This window comes from Bifidobacterium aquikefiri, from assembly GCF_002259795.1.
Lineage (GTDB): Bacteria > Actinomycetota > Actinomycetes > Actinomycetales > Bifidobacteriaceae > Bombiscardovia > Bombiscardovia aquikefiri.
In genome coordinates, this window is the sequence record NZ_MWXA01000009.1 from 94,197 (window position 1) to 117,342 (window position 23,146).

Here is a 23,146-nt window from a genome sequence, read left to right on the forward strand (position 1 = left end):
AGCCAATTCCAGATGGGATGCTATAGACATGAAGGCGAACGAAAGTTGCGCAGACAGCATCCGATCAGGATCGTTACCAGCTTCGACATTCGAATATCATGAAAAGCGAAATGCGTTATCTTCCACAAGGAACGAGGATGAAAACCATGACTGATGTAACGCGAATCCCCGGCATCGGGAAGAAAATGGCACAGCATCTGGCCCTTGCCGGATACCCCAGTGTCGAATCCCTCAAAATGCAAGACCCCGACGAGGTGTATGCCAAGGACTGCCTTGCACAGGGTTTTCAGGTCGATCGCTGTGCCTTGTACAGCTATAGGCTGGCCTGCTATTTTGCTGATCACAACGGTCAGTTGCCGGAAGGCAAGCCGAATTGGTGGGATTGGAAGGATTGAACGCCATAAACATACGATTTGGCGTTCGCAATGGTGCCTCGATCAATCTCGGATGCATAACATCACCGAAACCCCGGATACTCGGCAGAGGCACGAATTCCACTTGCGAGCATTGCAATGCCTGCTGACCTGCACAAGAACAGTTGAGCTGAACTTCACGCGCGCTCGGGGGCATTACGAGCAAATGTGAGCAGAATAGAAGAATAGATTCATGCATGGGCCGACCGCTCAAAGACAGCACTCATGCGTTCATGGACGAAGCAGCACCTTGATGGCCTTGCGTTCGTCCATGGCCTTGTATCCTTCTGCAGCCTTGTCAAGCGGCAAGGTCAGGTCGAAGACCTTGCCCGGATCAATCTTGTGCTCCCAGATGAGTCGGATCAAATTGGGCAGGAACAGGCGGACCGGAGCCGGACCACCCATGAGATGCACTTCTTTGGCAAACAGGTCACTGCCTGGAATGCTAACACCATGAGAAACACCGACAAACCCGACATAACCGCCGGACCGTGCGGAATGAATCGCCTGCATCATGGACTCCTGCAAGCCGACCGCCTCGACAATGCTATGCGCACCGTATCCATCCGTGAGCTTCTTGACGGCCTGCACACCCGCATCGCCTCGCTCCTCAACGATGTCAGTCGCACCAAATTCACGAGCCAACTTCTGGCGGGATGCATGACGCGACATGGCAATGATGCGTGATGCCCCGAGCTGCTTCGCAGCCAGAATCGCCATCAGACCCACTGCCCCGTCGCCAACCACTGCAACCGTCTTGCCTGGTCCAGCGTGAGCCGCAACAGCGCCGAACCAGCCCGTTCCCAATACGTCGGAGGCAGCCAGCAGCGAAGGAACGAGCGAATCGTCAGGCACGCCGGGTGTCTTGACCAAGGTGCCGTCAGCCAATGGGACGCGAGCATATTCAGCCTGCGCACCAGACATGAAACCACCGTTGACACAGCGCGAAGGATAACCATCCTTGCATATTTCGCAGGTGCCATCGGAAATACAGAACGAGCCGACCACAAAATCGCCTGGCTTCACAGATTGCACATCTGCACCGACCTCACTCACGACACCAACGTATTCATGTCCCATGCTCTGATGGTCAACCGGTTGAGCACCACGATATGGCCACAGATCGGATCCGCAGATGCAGGCAGCCGTGAGCTTGATGATCGCATCAGTCGGCCTTTCAATCCTCGGGCTATCAACATCCTCGACACGCACATCGCCCGCCGATTCCATAACCACTCCACGCATGACAAGCTCCTTCCATAAAAAGCTCAATGAACATACTCAAGTACATCAAACATAGATCTTGAAGTGAACTTCAAGTCAATTTTGCCCTTCACTTACGCTGGAGAAGATAATGTACCCCACTGCCCAAAGCAAGGCATGAGCGTTTCAACCCGTCACCGATGTGACGGAAATGCTGCATGCTTGATCACGTGTTCCCAAAGACGCACATGCCTGGCACACAGCATTGTCCCCCCCATCTTTCCCAAAACCTGTTATGATGTAGGCAATTGTGTTCGTGCTACCAATGGGGGTGGTCGATGCAACACCATTCTTTTTTCATGTTCGTTGCAATGAAGCATTCAAGGAATCATTGACTTTTCATGGAAGGGATACTCATGTCTTCAATCAATCAAGTCACCGTTCTTGGAACAGGGATTCTGGGAGCGCAAATTATTTTTCAAACTGCTTTCAAAGGCTTTCACGTCACCACCTACGACATCTCCGACGACCTGATCACTCAAGCCAAACAAAGTTTCTCGCACCTCGCCGAAGTCTATCTCAAGGAACTTCCCGGAACCACCCGCACAGCAACGCAGGCCACCCTCGACCGCATCAGTACCACTTCCGACCTCTCGCAGGCGTGCAAGGAAGCCGATCTCATCATCGAGACAGCTCCTGAAATCATCGAGCTGAAGCAAAAACTCTATGCTCAAATCGCAAGTCTTGCGCCCGAACATGCCATCCTTGCCACAAATTCCTCCACGCTGCTGCCCAGCACTCTTGCACCATCAACCGGTAGGCAAGATCGCTTTATTGCTTTGCACTTTGCCAATACGATCTGGATCCATAACACAGCAGAGATAATGGGAACGGATCAGACATCCCGCCAGACGAAGGACAAGGTTATCGAATTCGCAAAGAACATCGGCATGGTGCCTATCGTACTGAACAAGGAGAAGTCAGGATATGTTCTTAACTCACTGCTGATACCACTTCTCAATGCTGCAGGATTCTTGGTCTCCGAAGGATATGCAGACCCGGAAACCGTTGACAAGACATGGAAAATTGCAACAGACTCACCTCTGGGCCCCTTTGAAATCTACGATGTCGTTGGATTGAAGACGGCATATAACATTATTGCGACTGCGGGCAAGGCAGGGGACGAGAAAAGTGCAAGGCTCTCGCAATACATCAAGGAGAACTACCTTGACAAAGGCAAGTTTGGGATTGCCTCAGGTGAAGGTTTCTACAAGTATCCCAGGCAGTCATAAACTCTGCCGCAATGCCGTCCTTACCTTCCTTCAGGGCGAGGAGCCACGGAAGCCGACGACATCAGCGGCGGAGCCGTGCACTGAAGTATGCACCGCTTCAGCCAAGATCCAGTGCATGCGATCAAAGCAAGCGGCTTCCCACCCAGTCAGTCGTTTGCGCCAGACCGTCCCGGTCACCCCGCGACGCTATGAAAGACAACCAACATCATGCAGAAAAACAGAGATTGTGGCATGGCCCATCCCGTGGAATCATGCTCATCGCGATTACTTTCTCATGCATCGGCGAGTAACGACCAAGTCTATCGCGACAGAATACTTAATCGGTTAACATATCCTCGTATCAGTCACTATACTTGACAACCATGGAAGGGCATAACAACCATCAGACACCGTACGTCAGCAACGAGACGGGCAGCGAGAAACCCTGCACCAGGCCAGACGAAACAGCCGACACACACGCCGGTGCCGTATCAGGTTCCGGTGCAGATCTCATGCCACAGGCGCTTACGCGCGGGTCCCGAATCGGCATCCTTCGTTCCTTGCCTCGCGCTCAACGCTGGGAATACTTTAAAGACCAATTACTGAAGCGATGTCTTGCCATCCTGGCTGCGCTCTGTATCGTCGTCTTCCTGCTCATACACATCCTCACTCCCTCCCCTGCACCAAAGCTCTATGTCGCCATTATCGACAATGCGCTGAGCAGCTCTCAGAGCGACGAGCTGCAGAGGATTAGCGCGGCAGCGCTGCATCTTTCGCCGAGCAGAAAAGGCGGTGTCATGGTATCCTCCCGTTTTGATTTGCGTCAAGATGGTCTCAGCGCTTTGCAGACCATGCTCAGCAACCATGAAATCGATATCGTCATCGCTGATCGTTCATCTTTTTCACAACTGAGCGGATACGGCTATTTTGCACCCCTTTCATCCAAGCTCAGAACGAACAGTCAATCTGCAGATCTTTCCAAAGACTATGTGAATTTTCATGGCTTTGACTCTTCCGAGCATAAGGATGCTTTCTATGATAGCTCAGGCAAAGGGGTGCAACGACCATACGGCTTGAACATATCCAATCTTGCACAATGGAAAGAAATAGCACCGCAGCAGCACAAACAGGACATTCTTGGCATCGCACAAAATACCAGGAACTCAGCTTCAGTCCAATCATTCGTTGATTTCCTCTGCTCACCCTGATTCAACCATCACCCACAGGGCAGGCAACTATGGAGATGACGCTTGAAAACGCGGCGATGCACAACCACTGCGAACACGCACTCGATAGAATAAAGATTGAGAATGGACGGGGACATGCAACCATTACCATCACAAAACCGTTTCAATGACCTTATGTCAAGGATCGGCGACTATGCAATCCTCAACATGGTGTGGGTCGTCTGCTCACTACCCATCGTAACGCTTGGTGCATCGACCTCTGCACTGTTTGAGATGACGCGGCAAATCCAGGAAGGCCAAGATACGCATCTCATTCGCCGCTTCACGGGTCAACTGAGACATAATTTTGCAAAGAATCTAGTGTTGACGTTGATCTACATCGCCTTTTTCTGCCTATCATTCTTCGATCTGCACTATCTCAGCTCCACCATGGGCAACACGACCTTTGGGGCAATCAGCTACGGTTGTGTAGCAACCGTAGCCATTCTTATTCTTCTGGCTTCCAGTTTCATTTTCCCCTTATCTGGCAGGAGCCGATTGTCGGTGGGCTCGCAGATACGACAATCAGCATCCGTATCTCTTCGACACCCCTGCATCGCGATTATCATCACCGCGTTGAACGCAACACCAATCGTTATCTCTCTTGTAATTCCAGGGGGCGTTGCATTCGTCATATTTTTCTGGGGACTGTTGTTTTCCGCGATCAGCGCATGGATTATCGTCGCACTCATGGTGCGCTACTCGATCATTGCACAACGGTAATGATCCTGAAACCGTCAACTCATGGCATGAATCATCGCGCTGTGCGCGATGATTCACTTATCGACTCTGACATCCAAGAAAAGCGTGCAAGCATATGAGCATCATTTGTGCACTGGACCGCTTGATTCGCGAAATACCAGTTCATTATCCGTTTCTGAGACGGAATCTACATCCTTGCCTTCAATGAGTTGCAGTATCAATTGAGCCGCAAGCCTACCGGTTCCCACCACATTACGATTCAAGGCAGTGATGCTCGGAACGCTAACCTCACACATGAAGGAATCGTCCCAGGAAACGATCGACAGTGCTTCAGGCACTGCAATGCCCATATCGTTCGAAGCCTTTAATGCAGACAAAGCCATAACGTCATTGTCATAGACGATCGCAGTCGGAGCATGCGGCAGCGACAGGAGCCGCTTCGTACAGCGCAGGCCATCCTCAGGCGAATAGTCTGCATGTAAACAGCTGTATTGCAAGCCAAGTGCAGCAGCTTCCTCCATAAAAGCATTGTCTCTGATGAAGGTATGTCCGAGTCGCTCAGGACCAGCGACTCGAGCAATCCTTGTATGGCCAAGTTCATGCAGGTAATCGATAATGAGATGCGCGGCATCGGACTCATTGCTGGACAATGACGGCAAGCCCTGTGAAAACATCGGGTTGCACAGTGCTAGCGCAGGAATCCGATGCTGGCTTTGCAACAAAGAGATTCTTGGATCATTAAGTTCAACGTTGAGCACCAACACTGCATCTACCGCCCCAGAAGCAATCCACTCCTGCAGCACAGTGAGCTCATACTCATGACTCGATGATGATCGGATCAGCAGCGAATAGCCTTTTCTCTCCAACTCAGCGGTCAAGCCTGCCATCAGTTCCGTCGTATACGATTCAACGGAAAGAACGCTCATGGCGTATGTCAGAATCATTCCCACGCTATGCGTTGCAGCATCAGACAAGGCTTTTGCAGCGCTGTTTGGACGCCATCCCATGCGCTGGGCTACAGCAAGAACCTGCTGGCGCGTATCAGACGAGACTCCGGCTTTACCGTTTAAGGCATACGATACGGCACTATTGGAAACACCTGAGGCTTTCGCAACATCTGAAATGGTGACTCTGTTTCTTTCAGAATTCATGATTGCATCCTCATCCCTCGATAGCGTTGCAAATCCTACAGACGGTCTGCAATGTGGCACCGAATCGTCAATAACCCGATGCCTTATTGTCGGTTATCGCCTGAGATCATTGGCACATCGTAGCACGTTGCGAGCGATGAGGGCACGAACATCGCAGTGCTTGCGTGCAGTGATATGCCAGGTCGCACTTTCACCAGGTAATAATGTCACCATTCCGCAATCAATCGTAGCTGCTGAATCAACTTTATCAACCATGCAGAAAATGTCTCTCGCATACGAACGCGCATGAAGCGTCAACTCATAACCAGAGCCGGATGGTTGGATACTGGCGTCGAATGGCTCGGGATCGAGGTACTGATCCACAACGTCGCATCCGTTGCATATGACCCGCTCAAAATGGCTATCGGAAGGTGTTGCCACGATTATCTCGCGTCTATTGTCTCCCCATGATGCAAGCTGTTCATCAATCACGATGCTCCTGTGTTCAAGAGCTGAAAGTGACAGATCAATGTGCTGCGAGGCGAGCACTTCACCTTCAAGCGTGCGCCGCTCGATGCTCCAACTTCCCTTCCATGTCTCCAAGGTATCGTTACAGACAATCAATGCCAGTGCATCGCACGCTGGCTTGACCCCTTCCCATGAGAGATCATCCATGGCCTGTTGTGAAACCCTTGGTTGTATTGTGGCGAATTGCGGTGAGAAAAAGTCGCGCGACGCATACCATAATGGCTTTCTGCGCCCATCGTAATCGACGGCGGACCAGGAAACGACAGGCCAGTCATCATTCAATTGCCAGATCAGGATGCCTGCGTTCACAGGTTCGAGTGAACGCATATGTTCCACGCCGAAACGAATGGCTTGAGCCTGCTGCAATTGGCAGGCCCAATGCCAATCCTCAATGTCATCCCAATGGTCACTGTCAATGAGCCAGTCCCGAGACCCATCTGAACGGTAGCTCACATCATTGATATGCCCTGGCGTCAAATGCGAGCGCATGCCCCGCGCAAGTTTGTAGTTACCGCCTGCAGCCTTTTGGTGCACGAGCATCTGTGCGCCAAAAGGCTCAAGTCGCCTGTCATGGACCACCGCTGTCAATGTGCTCCATGCAGGAGGCGCCTGATATCCAAACTCATCGGCAAACCGGGGGGTATATCTTGCATAATCGCGATAATCACTCCGGTTCCATACATCCCAAATATGCATGGTTCCGTCGGTGTCTCTGTTCGCATCGACATGAGGCGTAAAGCTCATGGGAGAACTTGGAAGATAAATCCTCGTAGGGTCCAATTCTTTGAGCAGTTTGGGAAACATGGTTGAGTAATAGTAGTTTCCCCACCCCTTTTCGCCATATCCGAACGCGTTTGGCTTGCCGTCGTTCTCGCGCAATGACTGCTTGAATCCAGCCCAGTCCGCGTATGCAACGAAGTTTTCGTTGGATCCGTTCCACACCACAAGACTTGGGTGTGAACTCAGTCGAGCGATGTGTTCGCGCGCTTCAGCTTCAATCTCTGCCTGCGTCTGGGTGTCTTCTGGATATGCTGCGCAAGCCAGGGCAAAATCTTGCCAGACCATGATTCCCAGCTGGTCAGCAAGTTCGTAGAAATGGTCTGATTCATAAATGCCGCCACCCCAGGCGCGAATCATGTTGGAATGGGATTCGACAAGATCGTCAAACAGGTGGTCATATTGCGCTTGGCCGGCTCGAGACATGAAGGCATCAACCGGAACCCAATTGTAACCACGGCAATGCACCGGCACTTCGTTGACATATATCTGGAAAGGTCTGCCTATCGCATCCGCAGTCGTATCGACCCTGACGTTCCTGAAGCCGATGCATCGTTGCCACAGTCCCTGTCGACCATCGCCAATAGTGACTCGAATCTGGTAGAGCGGCTGATCGCCGTATCCCACGGGCCACCAAAGATGAGCATCGGGAATTGTCACACGAAGTTCGGCTGCGTTCCGGTCAGACTTGATCTCCCCCGTTACGCTCACATGCGCATCGTGCCCCTCAAGCATGATCTCTATGGGAACTGCACTGCCTGTATGCGCGGCGGATGGGGATGTGACCCTGCTGGTATCGGCTCTTTCAATAACGATGGTCGTATCCACAATGCCAACGCCTTGAGAATCCACATGAACGAGCGGCCTGACCTCTACTATTCTGGACCCTGACCACGAGTCAATGCCTATCGGACGGCATATACCCACGCCGGCGACGTCTATGCCCCAATCCCATCCAAACTGATAGGAGGGCTTGCGTATTTGGTTAAATGCATGGTGTTCCGTATGCGGATAATATCCAAGTCGGTGTTCTCGCACATCCGATTCGCGAACTGGTGAGGCAAGATTGATCGTGAGTCTATTCTCACCTTCCTGCAATATGCCATCGACGTCCCAACGATAGGATCGATGATAGTTGTTCGTCGAGGCTATTGGCCGGTCATTCAGGAGAACCTGGGTGACGGTATCAAGGCCATACGCAAGAAGATCATGCCTTTCCTCGTTGTCATCGTGCCATACAAATTCACATTGATATTGCCAGTCAACGTCGCCAATCCACTGTTGCAGTGTCTCATTGTCGCCATCGAAAGGATCGTCGATCAGGCGAGCGCGCAGCAAATCGAGTGAGACCTCACCTGGCACCTGAGCAGGGATACCGAGTCCAAGTCGCTCGCGCAAGGCTTCGGGCACTGCACCCGTATTGAGCGCTCTGACGGTCCACTTCTCGTCGAGTGATACGAATGTTTGCGGTAAAGCTGTCATCAGGACTCCTTTGTTTGATGACGAAATTATGTAGTCTCACCAGTGCGATGCTGAGACGGTGACGGTTGTTGGTTGTTCCTATTCCTTCACGGATCCTGCTGCAATACCGTTGTAGATCTGCTTTTGGAATATGAGGAAGAGAATGAGCATGGGCAGCAGGGTGATGATCACGCCTGCGCAGATGAGGTTATATTTGCTGCCCATTGGTCCGGTAAAGGAATACAACGCTATGGCCACTGTCTTTAAATCGTTGTCTTGCAGATACAGATTGGAGGCATAGTACTCGTTGTAGACTCCGACTCCCTTCAAGATCATGCATGTCACGATTGCCGGTTTCAAGAGGGGTAGCAGTATCTTCGAATAGACGGTGAAATATGAAGCTCCATCGACGATCGCCGATTCGTCCAGAGAGATCGGGATGTTCTCAAAATACTGGATGAAGACATATATCGAGATGACATCGGTGCCACACATCATCAGAATGTAACCCCAGAGCGTGTTCACTGCGTTGAGATCAACCATCAATTTATATAATGCAACCTGCATGGCGATGCCGGGGAGCAATGCGGCCATGGTGAACAGACCGCGGATCAACCCATTGCCAGGAAACGTGAAACGGCTAAGAACATATGCCAGCTGTGTCCCGATGATGGTCGTCACAAAAAGGACGGCAATCAGGATGATGAACGAATTGCGGAATGCAACCGCCATGTTTGATGCTTGAAAGGCTTCGACATAATTATGAAGGTTCAACCAGTTCTTTGGCATGTCCATGACATTGGTGCTCTGATATTCATCGCTGGTTTTGGCTGCAGTAACAAAATTGATGACCAGTGGCAGCAGCATCCAGAATGAAATGAAAATCAGGCTGAGATATTTGAACAGCGTGAAGAAACCGTTTTTTGCACTGTACCAAGAAACATGTGGCTTCTTCACAATCGCACCATGCGCGGGAGAAGATGAATTTGCTGTCATTTCACTGACCTTTCTTTCCCAATTCGCGAACCATTACGAAACACCGAAGTCCGCTTCACGGCAACGCGGTTGCGCTGCCTTTGCATTCGCTTGGCTTTCTTCCTCGCCTCGGCAACGCCATCGCCAGCATCCCGGAAAACGAACTTGAAGAACACCTGCTGGAGGATCGCAAACACCAGAATGATGAGGAGCAGCACGATTGCCATCGCAGATGCCAACCCAACCTTCTGATTCACATGTGCCAAACGGTCCATAAGTACAAACAACGTGGCTGTGCCATTTGCACCGCTGGTAATGACATACGGACCTTCAAAGGCAGAGAGAGAACCGGTTATGGATAAAATGATGTTCAAAACAAGAATGGTCTTGATGCCGGGAAGAATGATGTGCAGGAACTGTTGGAACTTGTTCGCGCCATCGATTTCTGCCGCCTCGTACAGCGACTGATCGATAGACATGATCGATCCGATAAATAAAATTACCGTTTGGCCCAAGTATCGCCAGATTGAGGCTCCCACCAACGACCAATTGTTAATAGCCTGGTCCCTGAGCCAATAGGGCAACTGGTTAAGTTGGAAACCGCACCATTGCAACACGGTATCAAACACGAAACCTCTGGTGAAGAAGAACTTGAAAATAAAGCCAACTGCAATGCCATTGATCAAATATGGGAAGAAATAGATCGCCTTGAAGACATTGCCACCACGAACCTTGAAGGCAAGAACCGTTGACAGATACAATGCCACGACGACTTGGAGAATTGCACCAACCATATAATACAGGCTCAGCTTCAGCGATGACAATGTACCTGGCCTTGAAAAGACGTCTATGTAATTCTGCAGACCAACCCATTCACGTGGGCCGATATATTTCATTCTGAAAAAACTGTACCCGACCATACTTGCGAATGGAAAGTATGTAAAAACAACGAGTATCGTTACGGGAATTGCGCAAAAAGCAACAATTATCCCGGCCTTACGCCAATTCCTTGGCTGTCTATTGACAGGTATCGTATCTGGAAGATCTACGACACCTTTCGTTGCTGCTGTCATTTCCTCACCCTTTTCGAACCATGGATTGTCTTGCATGCCTTGCCAGAAGCTCGGCAGTAGAACCGCGTTGCAGATGCCCGCTCCCCGTCGCACAGTGTGCGAGGCATGAGCATCTGCAACGCCGAATCAACATTCACCGATTATTTCTGGACCGTGGTGTACTTGATGTCGACATTCTCTGTTTTCAGCGCAGCATTCCACTTATCGTTCCATTCATTCATGATTTCGTTAAATGCTTTGCTCTTTGTCGCGGCTGCCTCGACGATTGCCTGGACTCGTGAAGCGCCACCGCTGTTGATCGCAAGCTCGGAATCGGTATTCAAGTCGTTGAAAAGATCAGACTCATCCTTGCTCACTGGCTTGCCTTCCAGGAACGTGACATCGTTGAATTCGCTGAACAATGCCGGCAGTTTTTTCTCTGACTTGGCGACTGGCAGGCCACCCTCGTTGTATGCGAACTTCGATTTTTCGGTAAGCCACTTGACGAAGATCATTGCAGCCTCCTGGTTGTCTGACGAGGAATTCTTGTTGATGCCATACGCATATCCGCCACCAGGAGCCGCGTATTGCTTCCCCTTGATACTGATCGGGAATGGCATGTATCCAATGTCATCTGCATGATCACCCGCTGCCTGAATCTGCTGCACCGCCCAGGAACCCAACACCATGGTCGCGATCTTGCCTTGGTTCATCTGAGACTTGCTCCCCTCCCAATCCGTTGTGGAGTAATCGTCTTCAGTCAATTTGTCGGCAACCGCATCATATAGGATTTTGTATACGTTGTAGGCATGCGTGCCATCGTGCGGATTTGAGAACGGGTCCTTTGTATGAGGAAGAATCGAGGTCATATAATCTGCATTGCCCGTGGCATTGCCGCCAATGTATGCGTCCCACGCACCCATGGTCCATCCTGCGGCATAATTCGTATACAGTGGTGTGGCGCTCGTCTTCTCCTTGATCAGCTTGAGATCGGCAATGAATTGAGAAGGCGTTTTTGGCAGCTTGGTGATCCCCGCCTCCTTGAAAATAGCCTTGTTATACACGACACCACCGGCATCGCCACCGCCAGAGACACCATATACCGTGTTGTCATATTGCTGAACGGCTGCAAAGTTAACCACTTTGTTCATCGCTGAGTATGTTCCATAGGGAATGAAGTAATTGCTCAGTTCTGTACTGTCGACGGCTGGAATGAGCATGATATCGCCCCAGTCCTTGCTCTGGATACGAGTCAGGGCATCGCTGTCATAATTGGTGCTGGTTTCAATGGTGACCTTGATATTGGGATACATCTTGTTGAAATCGGCAATGTATGCCTTCCAGTTCTTCCCCGAATAGGATGCCTGGGTCATGTCGGTCCGGTTTGAGAACAACTTGATCGACGCGGTGATGTCCTTCCCTGTATCGCCCAGCTTGATGCTTGGATACGTCAACGAAGTGGCCTTGCTGGATGAGCCAGTTCCGCCACATGCAGCCATGCTGACGACGCAGACAGCCGAAATGGCCATCGCGGCAACTTTTTGTAACGCTTTCATAGTTCCAATCTCCTCATACCTTGTATTGCCTCATTGAAAAAACAATGTATGTCGAAGCTCGTGCAACGTTTCAACAGTCGTTGTTGAATTTCGTTGCACGGCCCGTAGCTCGCCGATGTGTGAGTCCCCTCTAAGCAAGTTCAACTTTAGAAAACAGTCACTGAATCGTTATGTCAACCGGTTAAGTTGATTTCAGTGAAGCAATGCTCCAGAGCCTGCCTTCTCAGAACGAGTAGGAATGCTGGAATACAACCATTTTTATTGGAGATGTACCATAGAAAAAAGCCCCGAAAACTTTATGTCAATCTCTGAAAATACTTAATCGGTTGCGTGTTGATTGCGATAGTGCCTTGGGGACTCGCCTGTGAACATACGAAACTGCGTCGAGAAGTAATGAGCATCCGCATACGCCAAGCGAGAAGCTATTTCCTTGATTCGCATTCCAGTATTGTTCAAGAGCTCTCTGGCAAGCTGCATTCGTTGCATGAGGTAATAGCGATACGCTGACTGCCCATACGCATGTCTGAAAATCCTGGATATCTGTGAGACGGATATCCCGATTTCTCGTGAAACATTATCAAGAGTGATGTTGTCTTCCACCTTGCGGTCAAGCATGTCCTTGATTATTTTTGCATAGCGATTTTGCGTTGAAGACAGTTGCTCATCAATGTGCCTCTCAGCCAGTCGGGCAAAAATATCATGGATCAAGAGCGATGAAGCTCGTTCGATGTCTTGCGGTTGCGAACCGCTGTTACGCTCACACAGCTCGAGCAGCTCCTGAAACAGTGGACGAACAGGAACTTGTGCGAACAGAATCGAATCATTGAGGTGATATTCGCGATACAGGGCATCACAGAGCAAACCGCTCATGTTCACCCAGATTTTCTTGTACGGTTGATTCATCGAAGAGCGATAGTCGTGCGCAGTGTGCGGTGGCAATATGTATGCATCTCCCCCAACGGGAAACACACGGCGATCGTCGCAGGTGACGTCGCCCTTGCCATCGATCACATATTCCATGCAATAGATATCCGAGTCTTCACGCACGATATGATATGACCGATCGGGATAGGTGATGCCTGCCATCTGAATACGGAATCGTTCAGGGCGGGAAAAAGCTCCCGGAAGAACGTTAACCACATGTTCCATGCGCGTATTCCTCACATTTGTGATTGGATAATCGAATTTTATCCTAATTTTTGCGTTGTTTTTATACTATAACGTATTCACGAAGGGATAATTTCCATCTTGATGCTCGACACAAGGAAGGTGCCATCAACATATGAATACAGAACAGACATACCCAGCAATTGACATTCCTCGCCCAGAACATCCCAATCCACAATGGCAGCGATCGACATGGATGAATCTGAATGGCAGCTGGGATTTTGATTTCGACATGTCAGCGAGCGGCATAGATCAGCGTTGGTTCGATCAGCACGATTATTCGACCACCATAACCGTCCCATTCTGTCCAGAAAGCGAGCTCAGCGGGATTGGATTCACCGATTTCATTCCGTGCTGCTGGTATCGACGCACCGTATCGCTCACCGAAACCGAGCTCACGGGTCGGGTACTGCTCCATTTTGGAGCAGTCGATTATCTTGCACACGTCTATGTCAATGGCGTAGAGGCGGGCACCCATAAGGGCGGATACGCATCGTTCTCACTCGACATCACGCACAGCGTTCACACAGGGGAAAACGTGATTGTGGTCTGTGCCACAGACGATACCAGAGGTCAGCAGCAGCCAACCGGAAAGCAGTGCGACCAATTCAGTTCGTATTCGTGCCTGTACACGCGAACAACCGGAATCTGGCAGACAGTCTGGTTGGAATTCGTACCTGAAACGTATATTGAACAGGCCAGGTATCACACGAATATTCACAATGCCACGATCACCATCGAAGCCACGTTGCACGGCACTGCGACACTGCACGTTGCAGCTTCCTTCAAAGGTGCGCTCTGCGGCTCCGTCAGCGTTGCAAGTGATGGCGGAACCTGCACGCTTACTCTCCCACTCTCTCAAACGCATCTGTGGGAGCCAGGAATCGGCAATTTGTATGACATCACCCTGAGCTATGGTGACGATCACGTCAAGAGCTACGTCGGTCTACGTGAGATCCGACTCGATGGATACCGGTTCCTGATCAACGGCAAGTCCGTGTTCCAGCGCCTGGTTCTCGACCAGGGATTTTATCCACGTGGCATATATACCGCACCCACTGCTGCAGATCTCGAACAAGACATCATGCTCTCCCAGCAGGCAGGCTTCAACGGTGCACGCTTGCACGAGCGCGCATTTGAACCGTTATATCTGTATTACTGCGATCTGCACGGCTACCTAGCCTGGGGCGAAATGGCGAGTTGGGGTTTCGATATCAGCAAGGAATCCAGCTTTGACATCTTCATACCAGAATGGTTGCAGATTCTTCAACGTGATGTCAACCACCCGGCCATCATTGGATGGTGCCCCTTCAACGAAACATGGGACTTCAATGGAAGACGTCAAAACGATGATGTATTGCGCCTTGCTTATCAGGTCACCAAGGCATACGATCCCGAACGACCTTGCATCGATACCAGTGGTCATTATCATGTCGTCACCGATATCTACGATCTGCACGATTATGAGCAGGACATCGATAACTTTTCTCAACGCTACGATGACTGGGGGGCCGGGAATGCTCCTATCCCGGAGCTGTATCCAGACCGCCAGCATTGCGAAGGAATAATGCCCTTCTTCATCAGCGAATATGGAGGAATAAAGTGGGATCCCTCGCACGCCGAGGAGTCTTCGGCATGGGGGTATGGGCAGCAGGCCAACAGCGAGGACGAATTTATCAGCAGGTATCGTGGTTTGACCAACACACTGCTAAGCAACCCCAGGATATTTGGCTTCTGTTTTACGCAGCTCTACGATGTAGAGCAGGAGTGCAATGGAATATACAACTACGATCGCATGCCCAAGGTCGACATAGTGGCCATTCGCTCCATCAATGCAGCGAAGGCAGCCATTGAACGCAGTGTGGAGAGTGGTGTCTGCGACAATGCCGAGAGCGAGGCTTGATACACATGAGACTAGGAATTGGAACCACGCTCGATCATGATAACCCTCAGGAATGGGCTGATGACCTCGTAGCCATGGGGTGCACCGCTGCAGTCAGCCCTTTCGACTGTACAACATCACCGGCGCTCAGACGAGCATACCTTGATCAGGCACAATCGCACGATCTGCGTATCGGTGAAGTTGGCGCATGGAAAAACGTCATGTCTGCGCAGATCAGCGAGCGTGAATCAAACATTGCATACGTGCAGGAACAACTCGCCCTGGCAGAAGACATCCATGCCCGTTGCTGCGTGAACATCTCAGGCAATGCCGGTTTCGGGGATTGGGACCAATATAGTGCAGAGAGCTATCTTCCTGAAACCTACGATCGCATCGTCGAAACTACACAACGCATCATCGATGCCGTCAATCCCCAGCACACCACATACGCAATGGAGTGCATGCCTTGGATGATCCCAGACTCTCCTGAACAGTATCTGCAGCTCATTGACGATGTCGATCGGCCAGCCTTCTCGGTTCACCTTGACTATACGAACATGATGAATGGGATAGAACGTTGGCGCAGTAGAGACCAATTCATCGAACGATGCTTCAGCCTTCTGGGAAATCGCATACTCAGCGTACATGTCAAGGATGCCAAGCTGCTGGCCAGCCTTCCCACTGCAATCGTCGAAGTTCAACCCGGCGAGGGCGGGATTGATTGCGACATGGTTGTTCGGCACATTGCCAAATTGCCGGAAGACACTACCGTGTTCGTCGAGCATCTTCCCAACCACGATGCCTATGCTCGGGCGATGTCATACGTGAACCAGAGATTGCAATCACTGTAGATTCCAAACGCGAAACTCTTTTTGACAAGGCACTGCATGAACTGACGATGTGGCAGCGTATGCACTGACGCGGAACATTCCAAAGCCTCAAAATCGTGTCCGGTCGTTACCCACTGAAGGTTGCGAAGGTTACGCTTTGGAAGTCGTTTTTCGAGAAAATCTGGGTGAAAAGCGACTTCAAAAGCACAACCTGAGCAACATTCGTTCGCCAGCGAGTCATGCCCGCACTGGCTATGCCATTGCGTTTCATGGGACGGCTGCAGGAAACGCGTGAGGGCCTGGACACCGCCCAACAACACCCCACAGCCAAAAACAGACACACATTTTTGTCTACAAGTCGCCATCGCATCAACGCAACCCAACGAAATCAACGTTTTCAGATGAGCGACGAAACACTGCCAGAAACTGCCGTCTCAGACATACATAGGCTCTATCCGATTCAAAAAGCGTATGTATCCTTTCGAAAATTCTTTGAAGTCTGCTCCCGTGACATCTTCCGATAGCGGCGTTCCATACACGTTGGTTTCTTCCGAGGTCATGGAGTTGCGCCATGTCAAATACCACAATACTCTGTGAGTCCATTCATCGGCACGAGCCGACTTTTCCAAAAAGTCAGTCCAGGGATGAAGCTCAGCACCTGCCAGCTTGTTCGGCGTGCCGACCTCGGTGAACGCCGCCACTTTGTTTCGTCCGTCGGCGTTGTGAACCAGCTTGCGCAGCACTGTTTGAAAGTCTGCAACAATCGCTTCAGGAGATTTCAGATTGTCGAAGCGACCAACGTCGATATAATCATCAAGACCGAATATATCAACGAAATCATCGCCTGGATACCCACGGTAATATGCCGTGTCAAAATCCTCGATGCTGAAGCAGCTCCGGTCGGGCGAATATGCGTACAGGAAATCATGGACCCCTTGCTCATCGCGCAGATATGACACAACAAACTGCCACAACTCGATAAACATGGCTTCGCTCGTATCAGTCTGACCGTCACGGCTGCCGATGCACCACCAGAACCAATCACCATTGTGCTCATGAAAAGGCCGGAACACTACAGGAATGGTGCGCCCATCGGGATCGACCAAACTGTGAGCAAACGCTGCGACTCCATCCAACCATCGGATGAAGTCCTCATGCCTGTTGCCACCCGGCAACACGGCTGCAACGGAGTCAGGAGCACAATTGTCACCGTAGCCGCCCGCGGTTATTGGATTTACCGAATGCCAGCTCAATGTGATAACCGCACCCTTTGAAAAGGCGTACATGATCTGCTCGCGTTGCTCCGAGAAATAGCGCGAATCGTAACCAGCCCTCCCATATTTCTCGATTCCTCCTAGGTCAAAGCCGAACACGGCAGGATATGTTCCTGTGGCCTGCAAAACATCTGAAGGCATCTTGTCATTTTTGTGACATGAGAGATCGTCTTGATGACCGAACATTGCGAATTGTCCCTGACTCTTCCGAAAATTCTTCAACAATGTTTCCGATAATTCATCGATTGCATTGTCTACAGGCATTGTTGCTCCACTCATTGCTCGTAATCCTTCTCTTCTTCGAGATCGTGCTGACTGAAAAAAATGTGAATCGCAAACCCATACCCGACCACTGCCCTTGATAATTGATCGTGTTGGATTCACTGAATCCGAAAAGGCAAAAGACTCTTCAATCTTCCCAAACAGGTTGTTCCTGCAACTCGGCATATCCAGATTCTTCAGTCTCATTGTATATTGCCCGATGACAACGTTCTTCTCCGAGCTTGTTCGCAGAACAGCGCATCGATGCACTCGCCAGAGCCTGTATGCCGTTGAGGAACTCACTACATCAGAACGGGATGAAACGATGCATCTGATTCATCGCAAGTCTAGGTTACCTGCACTCGGTTGATGAAAGCTTCATGATGATGTATAGTAACTTTAGTACTAAGTTGTACCCCAATAATTGCAGTATATTTTAAGATAATTATTCTTCATAAAGTTTATCGTTGTATCAACGTATGACACACAGCACATATCGATATGAATGGAGACAATTCATGACCAAGCCACTTGCCGTGACAGCTCGATTGACGGCCGACAGGGACTTCTTGAGCACACCAATCGATGATCGTATTTTTGGTTCCTTCGTTGAGCATCTAGGCCGATGCGTCTACACGGGAATCTATGAGCCCGGTCATCCTCAAGCGGACGAGCAGGGTTTTCGCCAAGATGTGATTGATTTGGTCAAGGAGCTTGGAGTCACCACGATTCGCTACCCGGGGGGTAATTTTGTATCGGGATACCGTTGGGAAGACGGAGTAGGCAGGCAACGCCCCCACCGTCTGGACACCGCATGGCATTCGACGGAAACCAATGAATTCGGCCTCCATGAAATGACACATTGGCTGGAAAAACTCGGCGGAAACGAACTTATGGAAGCCATAAATCTGGGAACCCGGAGCATTGAAGATGCATTGCGACTACTGGAATACAGTAATGTTGCCAACGGCACCGCCTTATCGGAAGAACGACGTAAGAATGGTGCGCCAAAGCCCTTCAATATCAGGATGTGGTGTCTCGGCAATGAGATGGATGGCCCCTGGCAGCTTGGTCATAAGACAGCTTATGAATACGCACGATTGGCGGCAATGACAGCAGCGGGGATGCGGCAGATCGATCCTGATCTTGAGCTCGTGGTCTGCGGTTCATCATCGCATTCAATGCCAACTTTCGGAACATGGGAGCAGACAGTTCTCAAGGAGACCTTCGAAGACATCAACTTCATCTCCTGTCATGCATACTATCAACCCGAAGACGGTGATTTGGAAAGTTTCCTCGCCTCAGGCGCAGATATGGACTCATTTATCAAACATGTTGCCAGCATAATCGATGCCACAGCTGCACAATTGAAATCGGAGCATAGCGTCTTCATATCTTTCGATGAGTGGAACGTCTGGTATCAAGGTGCAGAGCCATCGCACAGCCCGGAGGGAATAGACAACTGGCCAATCGCGCCCCACCTGCTGGAAGACACATATTCTGCGCTCGATGCGGTCGTATTTGGCGATTTATTGATAACGCTGCTGAAGAACGCGGACCGCGTGCATGCAGCGTCGCTCGCTCAATTGGTGAATGTGATCGCACCGATCATGACCGAGCCTCAAGGTCCAGCATGGCGGCAGACAACCTTCTTCCCATTTGCACTCACAGCGCAGTTGGCAAAGGGAGGAACCGTATTCGAGCCCAAACAGGCATCAATGCAGCACCATACCCAGAAATATGGAATGGTTGACACAGTCAATGCCGTGGCAGTGCAACGAGAGGACGGTTCACTTGCTGTATTCGCCGTGAACAGATCACTGCATGACGCTGCCAATTTCGTCATAAAGCTGCCAGAGGGGAATTTTACCGAAGCTTCAGCGAGCACACTGTATGAGGATGATATTTTTGCAACAAACACGAAAGAACATCAGAACAGAGTTGCACTCCATACCAACAACACGATAGTTCTTGAAAACGATGTCGTCGTGGTAGAGCTTCCACCGACATCGTGGTCGGCAATCACCATCAACACACAGAAGGGAATGCATTGAAATTCGTCATAAGCCACATTGCAACCATCTAATTAACCAATACATATTGTCAAAGGAGACAGGTGAACGATGTTTCAAGCAAAGAAGATCTTGTCAGTTCTAGCCACCGTTGCTGTGAGCATGAGCCTGGCGGCTTGCGGAGGATCAAATAGCACTGGCACTGCAAGCGCAAGTGCCGATAAGCACGCAAACGATAACGCATCCTGCACGAACAAGGTTGTTCATGCAAGTGCAGAGAAGGTTACAGTCTGGGCCTGGTATCCAGGCTTCCAAAAGATAGTCGATCATTTCAACCAGACACATAGCAACGTTCAGGTCTGTTGGAACAACGGGGGCCAGGGTGGATCCGAATACACCAGATTCCAGAATACGATCAAGGCCGGCAAGGGCGCTCCGGATGTCATACAACTCGAATATGAAGCAATGCCGCAATTTGTTGCCGGAAAGCAGAAATATCTTGTTGACCTCGCCGATTACGGCATGAAGGCATATAAGTCCGATTACACTGCAGGCGCATGGAATTCGGTCACGTTTGGCAGTTCCTCATCCATATATGCAGTCCCAGTTGACGCAGGGCCGTTTGTCATGTATGTCAATCAGGCCGTATTCGACAAATATGGCATCAAGGTGCCGACGACCTGGGCAGAATTCGAACAGGCAGGGAAGGATCTGAAGGCAAAGGGTTATACGGGAAAGCTGACCAACTGGCAAACGGATGGAACTGCCGTGAACATCGCACTCTTCGCTCAGAAGGGTGCACAGGTATATAAATATACAGCGTCTGATCCCACAAAGGTGGGAATCGACTTCAACCAGACCAGCGTCAAGCAGGTGCTGAAGTATTGGCAGAATCTTGCAAAGGAAGGGTTGATCGACACAGCCGATCAGAGCTCGACTGACACCATGAAGAAGTTTGGGGCTGGTGACTATGCGACATATGTGCAGGCATCCTGGTTCATTGGTTATTACGTCAAGGGTGCCTTCAAGACCGCCACAGATTCTCCATTTAAAATCTATGAAGCTCCGAAATGGAATGACTCTACTCCCGATGTAAATCAAGGAGGCTCAGCGTTCGCCGTGACGTATCAGGCCAAAGATACGAAAGCGGCCGCATCTGTCGCTCGAGAATTGTATGGGGATGATTATGCCCAGAACAGTGGCGTCACTGATGGTGGTCTCTTCCCCACATGGACGAAGCTGCTTTCGTCTTCTGAATTCATCACCCAGACCTACCCTTATCTGAACAATCAGAAGGCCAATGAAATCATCGCACCGGTGGCAAAAGGATGGAAAGGTGATCAGTTCCTTCCATTCCAAACCTATGCCTATGATGCCCAGCAAAAGGCATTCGCAAGCATGGTGAAATCTGGGACCTCGGTTGATTCTGGTGTCTCTTCACTCACCTCCTCACTCCGAAGCTATGCAGAGCAGCAGGGCTTCACCATCGAATCAGTGAAATAATCCGTTTAAAGAATCTGTGGTTGGAGAGCGTTCCATATGCTCTCCAACCACAAGGAGGTTTCTTATGTCGCACCGTTCAACCCAGTCGAAACCCAAAAGAAGAATCGGCAAGGATAATCTTTGGGGCTGGATCTTTACAGGGCCATTCGCCGTCATATTCATCCTTTTTCTCGTTATTCCCCTTGTCTACGCTTTCTACATGTCACTGTTTACATACACACAGATCTCTGGCACATATTTTTCCGGCTTCGCCAACTACATCAGAGTAGTAAAGGATTCCGTATTCGCGACAGGCCTGTTACGCGTCATTCTCTATACAGCGGTTATGGTACCGATTCAACTTGGCTTGGCATTGGGACTCGCTCTGCTTCTTGATTCTTTCAAGAAGAAGTTTGCATCATTCTCCCGAGTGGTAATATTTCTGCCCTATGCAATCCCTGCGGTGATTGGAGCATTGATGTGGGGATTCATGTATTCCAAACTTATGGGACCATTTACGACCCTGTTCTCGTTATTCGGGCTTCAGGCACCCGACTTTTTGAGTGCCGGTGGGATATTCGGCTCGCTCGTCAATGTTGTGACATGGCAGTGGACAGGATATTACATGATTATCCTATATTCTGCATTGCAATCCATCCCGAGCGAACTCTATGAGTCTGCACGGATCGATGGTGCGAATGAGGCGAAGATAGCATTGCATATCAAGGTTCCCATGGTTTCTGGGTCGATGATCATGTGCACGATATTTTCACTTATCGGAACATTGCAGTTCTTTACTGAACCAACAATCCTGCGCAATCAGGCTCCGACGGTAATACCTGCCGAATACACACCAAACATGTATGCCCAGGCTTTGGCATTCGGATACAACCAGACCAACTATTCCGCAACCGTTTCTTTCTCTCTTGGACTCATCGTCGTTATCTTCTCAATAATATTCATGAGGTTAACACGTCGTTCGAATGGATTGGGTGATTAACATGACAACGATTGAACACACTCGTAAGGGCACGGAGCATCGCATTCAAGGTAACCCTAGAATTTTCACCTATGTTGTGCTTATCCTCTGCTGCTGCTATTTTCTGCTGCCAGTTTGGTGGCTTATCATCGCTTCGACGAAGACCAACAGTGGGCTATTCAATGGCATTCATGGCTCAATGTGGTTTGACAGCACCAATGCTTTCTGGGACAACCTCAAGCAACTGGGTACGTACCAGGATGGAATCTACTGGAGGTGGTTCGCAAACACGCTTCTCTACGCTCTGGTCGGAGGTTTCGGTGCAACGGCAATATCCGTGATGGCCGGATATGGCTTTGCCAAGTACAGATTCCGTGGGAAGACACTCTATTTCAACATCATCCTCGGCGCACTTATGATTCCAGCCACCGCTCTGGTGATTCCAACTTTCCTGCTGATGTCTGATATCAATCTTACGGACACCTACTGGGCGGTGTTGCTGCCAGTGCTACTCAACCCATTTGGCGTGTATCTGATGAGAATCTACTGTTCGCAATCGCTGCCTGATGAGATGCTCGAAGCCGCCAGAGTTGATGGCTCCGGTGAATTCAGAACTTTCTTCCAGGTTGCGCTTCCCATTATGACACCTGCCATAACGACCGTGTTTTTGCTCTCAATTGTCGGGGCATGGAACAACTTCTTTCTTCCATCAGTCGTACTGACGAATCCAAATCTCTTCCCCATCACCGTTGGCCTATCCCAATGGCAGGCAAGAAGCACTGCCGGTTCAGCGGCCGAACAGATCTGGAACCTCCTGACATCGGGAGCGTTCATTTCAGTCATACCTATGGTTCTCGCCTTCATCTTCCTGCAACGCTACTGGGTTGGAGGTCTGGCAACAGGATCGGTAAAAGCGTGACGCAGTATGCTTGATGTGACTTCACGTATAACCGTCATCGTGGTGT

18 protein-coding genes are annotated in these 23,146 nt (G+C 50.2%); 10 read left to right on the forward strand and 8 right to left on the reverse strand.

Annotated elements, in window-relative coordinates; translation table 11 throughout:
* Window positions 1-137: 137 nt before the first annotated feature.
* Window positions 138-395, forward strand: coding sequence for a helix-hairpin-helix domain-containing protein (locus BAQU_RS09540; RefSeq protein WP_211277162.1), 258 nt, complete (start codon window positions 138-140; stop codon window positions 393-395).
* A 249-nt stretch (window positions 396-644) separates the two neighbouring features.
* On the opposite strand, the gene BAQU_RS09545 is transcribed toward BAQU_RS09540, so the two are convergent.
* Complete coding sequence (locus BAQU_RS09545; RefSeq protein ID WP_211277163.1) at window positions 645-1,658, reverse strand: zinc-dependent alcohol dehydrogenase family protein; 1,014 nt, start codon at window positions 1,656-1,658, stop codon at window positions 645-647.
* A gap of 359 nt (window positions 1,659-2,017) precedes the next feature.
* Here BAQU_RS09545 and BAQU_RS09550 point away from each other — a divergent pair, with 359 nt between their 5' ends.
* From BAQU_RS09550 to BAQU_RS09560, 3 genes are all read left to right on the forward strand, one after another.
* The gene (locus BAQU_RS09550) at window positions 2,018-2,908 is read left to right on the forward strand and encodes a 3-hydroxyacyl-CoA dehydrogenase (RefSeq protein WP_275542247.1); all 891 of its coding nucleotides are present in this window, start codon (window positions 2,018-2,020) and stop codon (window positions 2,906-2,908) included.
* Between the two features lie 362 nt (window positions 2,909-3,270).
* Window positions 3,271-4,095: a hypothetical protein gene (locus BAQU_RS09555; protein WP_094695084.1), complete on the forward strand. Its 825-nt coding sequence runs from the start codon at window positions 3,271-3,273 to the stop codon at window positions 4,093-4,095.
* Window positions 4,096-4,248: 153 nt separating this feature from the next.
* A complete protein-coding gene (locus tag BAQU_RS09560; protein ID WP_158215696.1) occupies window positions 4,249-4,836 on the forward strand; it encodes a DUF624 domain-containing protein in 588 nt (195 codons plus the stop codon).
* A gap of 101 nt (window positions 4,837-4,937) precedes the next feature.
* Here the strand turns inward: BAQU_RS09560 and BAQU_RS09565 are convergent, their stop codons facing one another.
* The 6 genes from BAQU_RS09565 to BAQU_RS09590 form a co-directional block, all read right to left on the reverse strand.
* Window positions 4,938-5,966, reverse strand: coding sequence for a LacI family DNA-binding transcriptional regulator (locus tag BAQU_RS09565; RefSeq protein WP_094695088.1), 1,029 nt, complete (start codon window positions 5,964-5,966; stop codon window positions 4,938-4,940).
* A 93-nt stretch (window positions 5,967-6,059) separates the two neighbouring features.
* Window positions 6,060-8,732: a glycoside hydrolase family 2 protein gene (locus BAQU_RS09570; RefSeq protein ID WP_094695090.1), complete on the reverse strand. Its 2,673-nt coding sequence runs from the start codon at window positions 8,730-8,732 to the stop codon at window positions 6,060-6,062.
* A 78-nt stretch (window positions 8,733-8,810) separates the two neighbouring features.
* The gene (locus tag BAQU_RS09575) at window positions 8,811-9,707 is read right to left on the reverse strand and encodes a carbohydrate ABC transporter permease (RefSeq protein WP_094695092.1); all 897 of its coding nucleotides are present in this window, start codon (window positions 9,705-9,707) and stop codon (window positions 8,811-8,813) included.
* Entirely contained in the window at window positions 9,704-10,582 is an 879-nt protein-coding gene (locus BAQU_RS09580; protein WP_244568517.1) for a carbohydrate ABC transporter permease, read from the reverse strand. The genes BAQU_RS09575 and BAQU_RS09580 overlap by 4 nt, the downstream gene beginning before the upstream one ends.
* 317 nt (window positions 10,583-10,899) lie before the next feature.
* The gene (locus BAQU_RS09585; RefSeq protein WP_094695094.1) at window positions 10,900-12,294 is read right to left on the reverse strand and encodes an ABC transporter substrate-binding protein; all 1,395 of its coding nucleotides are present in this window, start codon (window positions 12,292-12,294) and stop codon (window positions 10,900-10,902) included.
* Between the two features lie 318 nt (window positions 12,295-12,612).
* Window positions 12,613-13,443 carry an AraC family transcriptional regulator gene (locus BAQU_RS09590; RefSeq protein ID WP_094695096.1) on the reverse strand — a complete coding sequence of 277 codons (831 nt, stop codon included), beginning with the start codon at window positions 13,441-13,443 and terminating at the stop codon, window positions 12,613-12,615.
* Window positions 13,444-13,576: 133 nt separating this feature from the next.
* Between BAQU_RS09590 and BAQU_RS09595 the strand changes: the two genes are divergently transcribed.
* Both BAQU_RS09595 and BAQU_RS09600 read left to right on the forward strand, forming a co-directional pair.
* Window positions 13,577-15,364: a glycoside hydrolase family 2 protein gene (locus tag BAQU_RS09595; protein WP_094695098.1), complete on the forward strand. Its 1,788-nt coding sequence runs from the start codon at window positions 13,577-13,579 to the stop codon at window positions 15,362-15,364.
* Between the two features lie 5 nt (window positions 15,365-15,369).
* On the forward strand, window positions 15,370-16,194 hold the full coding sequence (locus tag BAQU_RS09600) for a sugar phosphate isomerase/epimerase family protein (RefSeq protein WP_094695100.1): 825 nt from the start codon (window positions 15,370-15,372) through the stop codon (window positions 16,192-16,194).
* 413 nt (window positions 16,195-16,607) lie between these two features.
* Here BAQU_RS09600 and BAQU_RS09605 read toward each other — a convergent pair whose 3' ends face one another.
* On the reverse strand, window positions 16,608-17,726 hold the full coding sequence (locus tag BAQU_RS09605) for a glycoside hydrolase family 26 protein (RefSeq protein ID WP_158215697.1): 1,119 nt from the start codon (window positions 17,724-17,726) through the stop codon (window positions 16,608-16,610).
* Between the two features lie 500 nt (window positions 17,727-18,226).
* On the opposite strand from BAQU_RS09605, the gene arfA reads away from it, so the two are divergent.
* The 4 genes from arfA (at window position 18,227) to BAQU_RS09625 (ending at window position 23,100) form a co-directional block, all read left to right on the forward strand.
* Window positions 18,227-19,762 carry an arabinosylfuranosidase ArfA gene (arfA, locus tag BAQU_RS09610; protein WP_094695104.1) on the forward strand — a complete coding sequence of 512 codons (1,536 nt, stop codon included), beginning with the start codon at window positions 18,227-18,229 and terminating at the stop codon, window positions 19,760-19,762.
* Between the two features lie 69 nt (window positions 19,763-19,831).
* A complete protein-coding gene (locus tag BAQU_RS09615) occupies window positions 19,832-21,223 on the forward strand; it encodes an ABC transporter substrate-binding protein (RefSeq protein WP_094695106.1) in 1,392 nt (463 codons plus the stop codon).
* 64 nt (window positions 21,224-21,287) lie between these two features.
* The gene (locus BAQU_RS09620) at window positions 21,288-22,202 is read left to right on the forward strand and encodes a carbohydrate ABC transporter permease (RefSeq protein ID WP_094695108.1); all 915 of its coding nucleotides are present in this window, start codon (window positions 21,288-21,290) and stop codon (window positions 22,200-22,202) included.
* A 1-nt stretch (window position 22,203) separates the two neighbouring features.
* Window positions 22,204-23,100 (forward strand): carbohydrate ABC transporter permease, encoded by an 897-nt coding sequence (locus BAQU_RS09625; protein WP_094695110.1) that lies wholly within the window; start codon window positions 22,204-22,206, stop codon window positions 23,098-23,100.
* The last annotated feature ends 46 nt before the right edge of the window (window positions 23,101-23,146 follow it).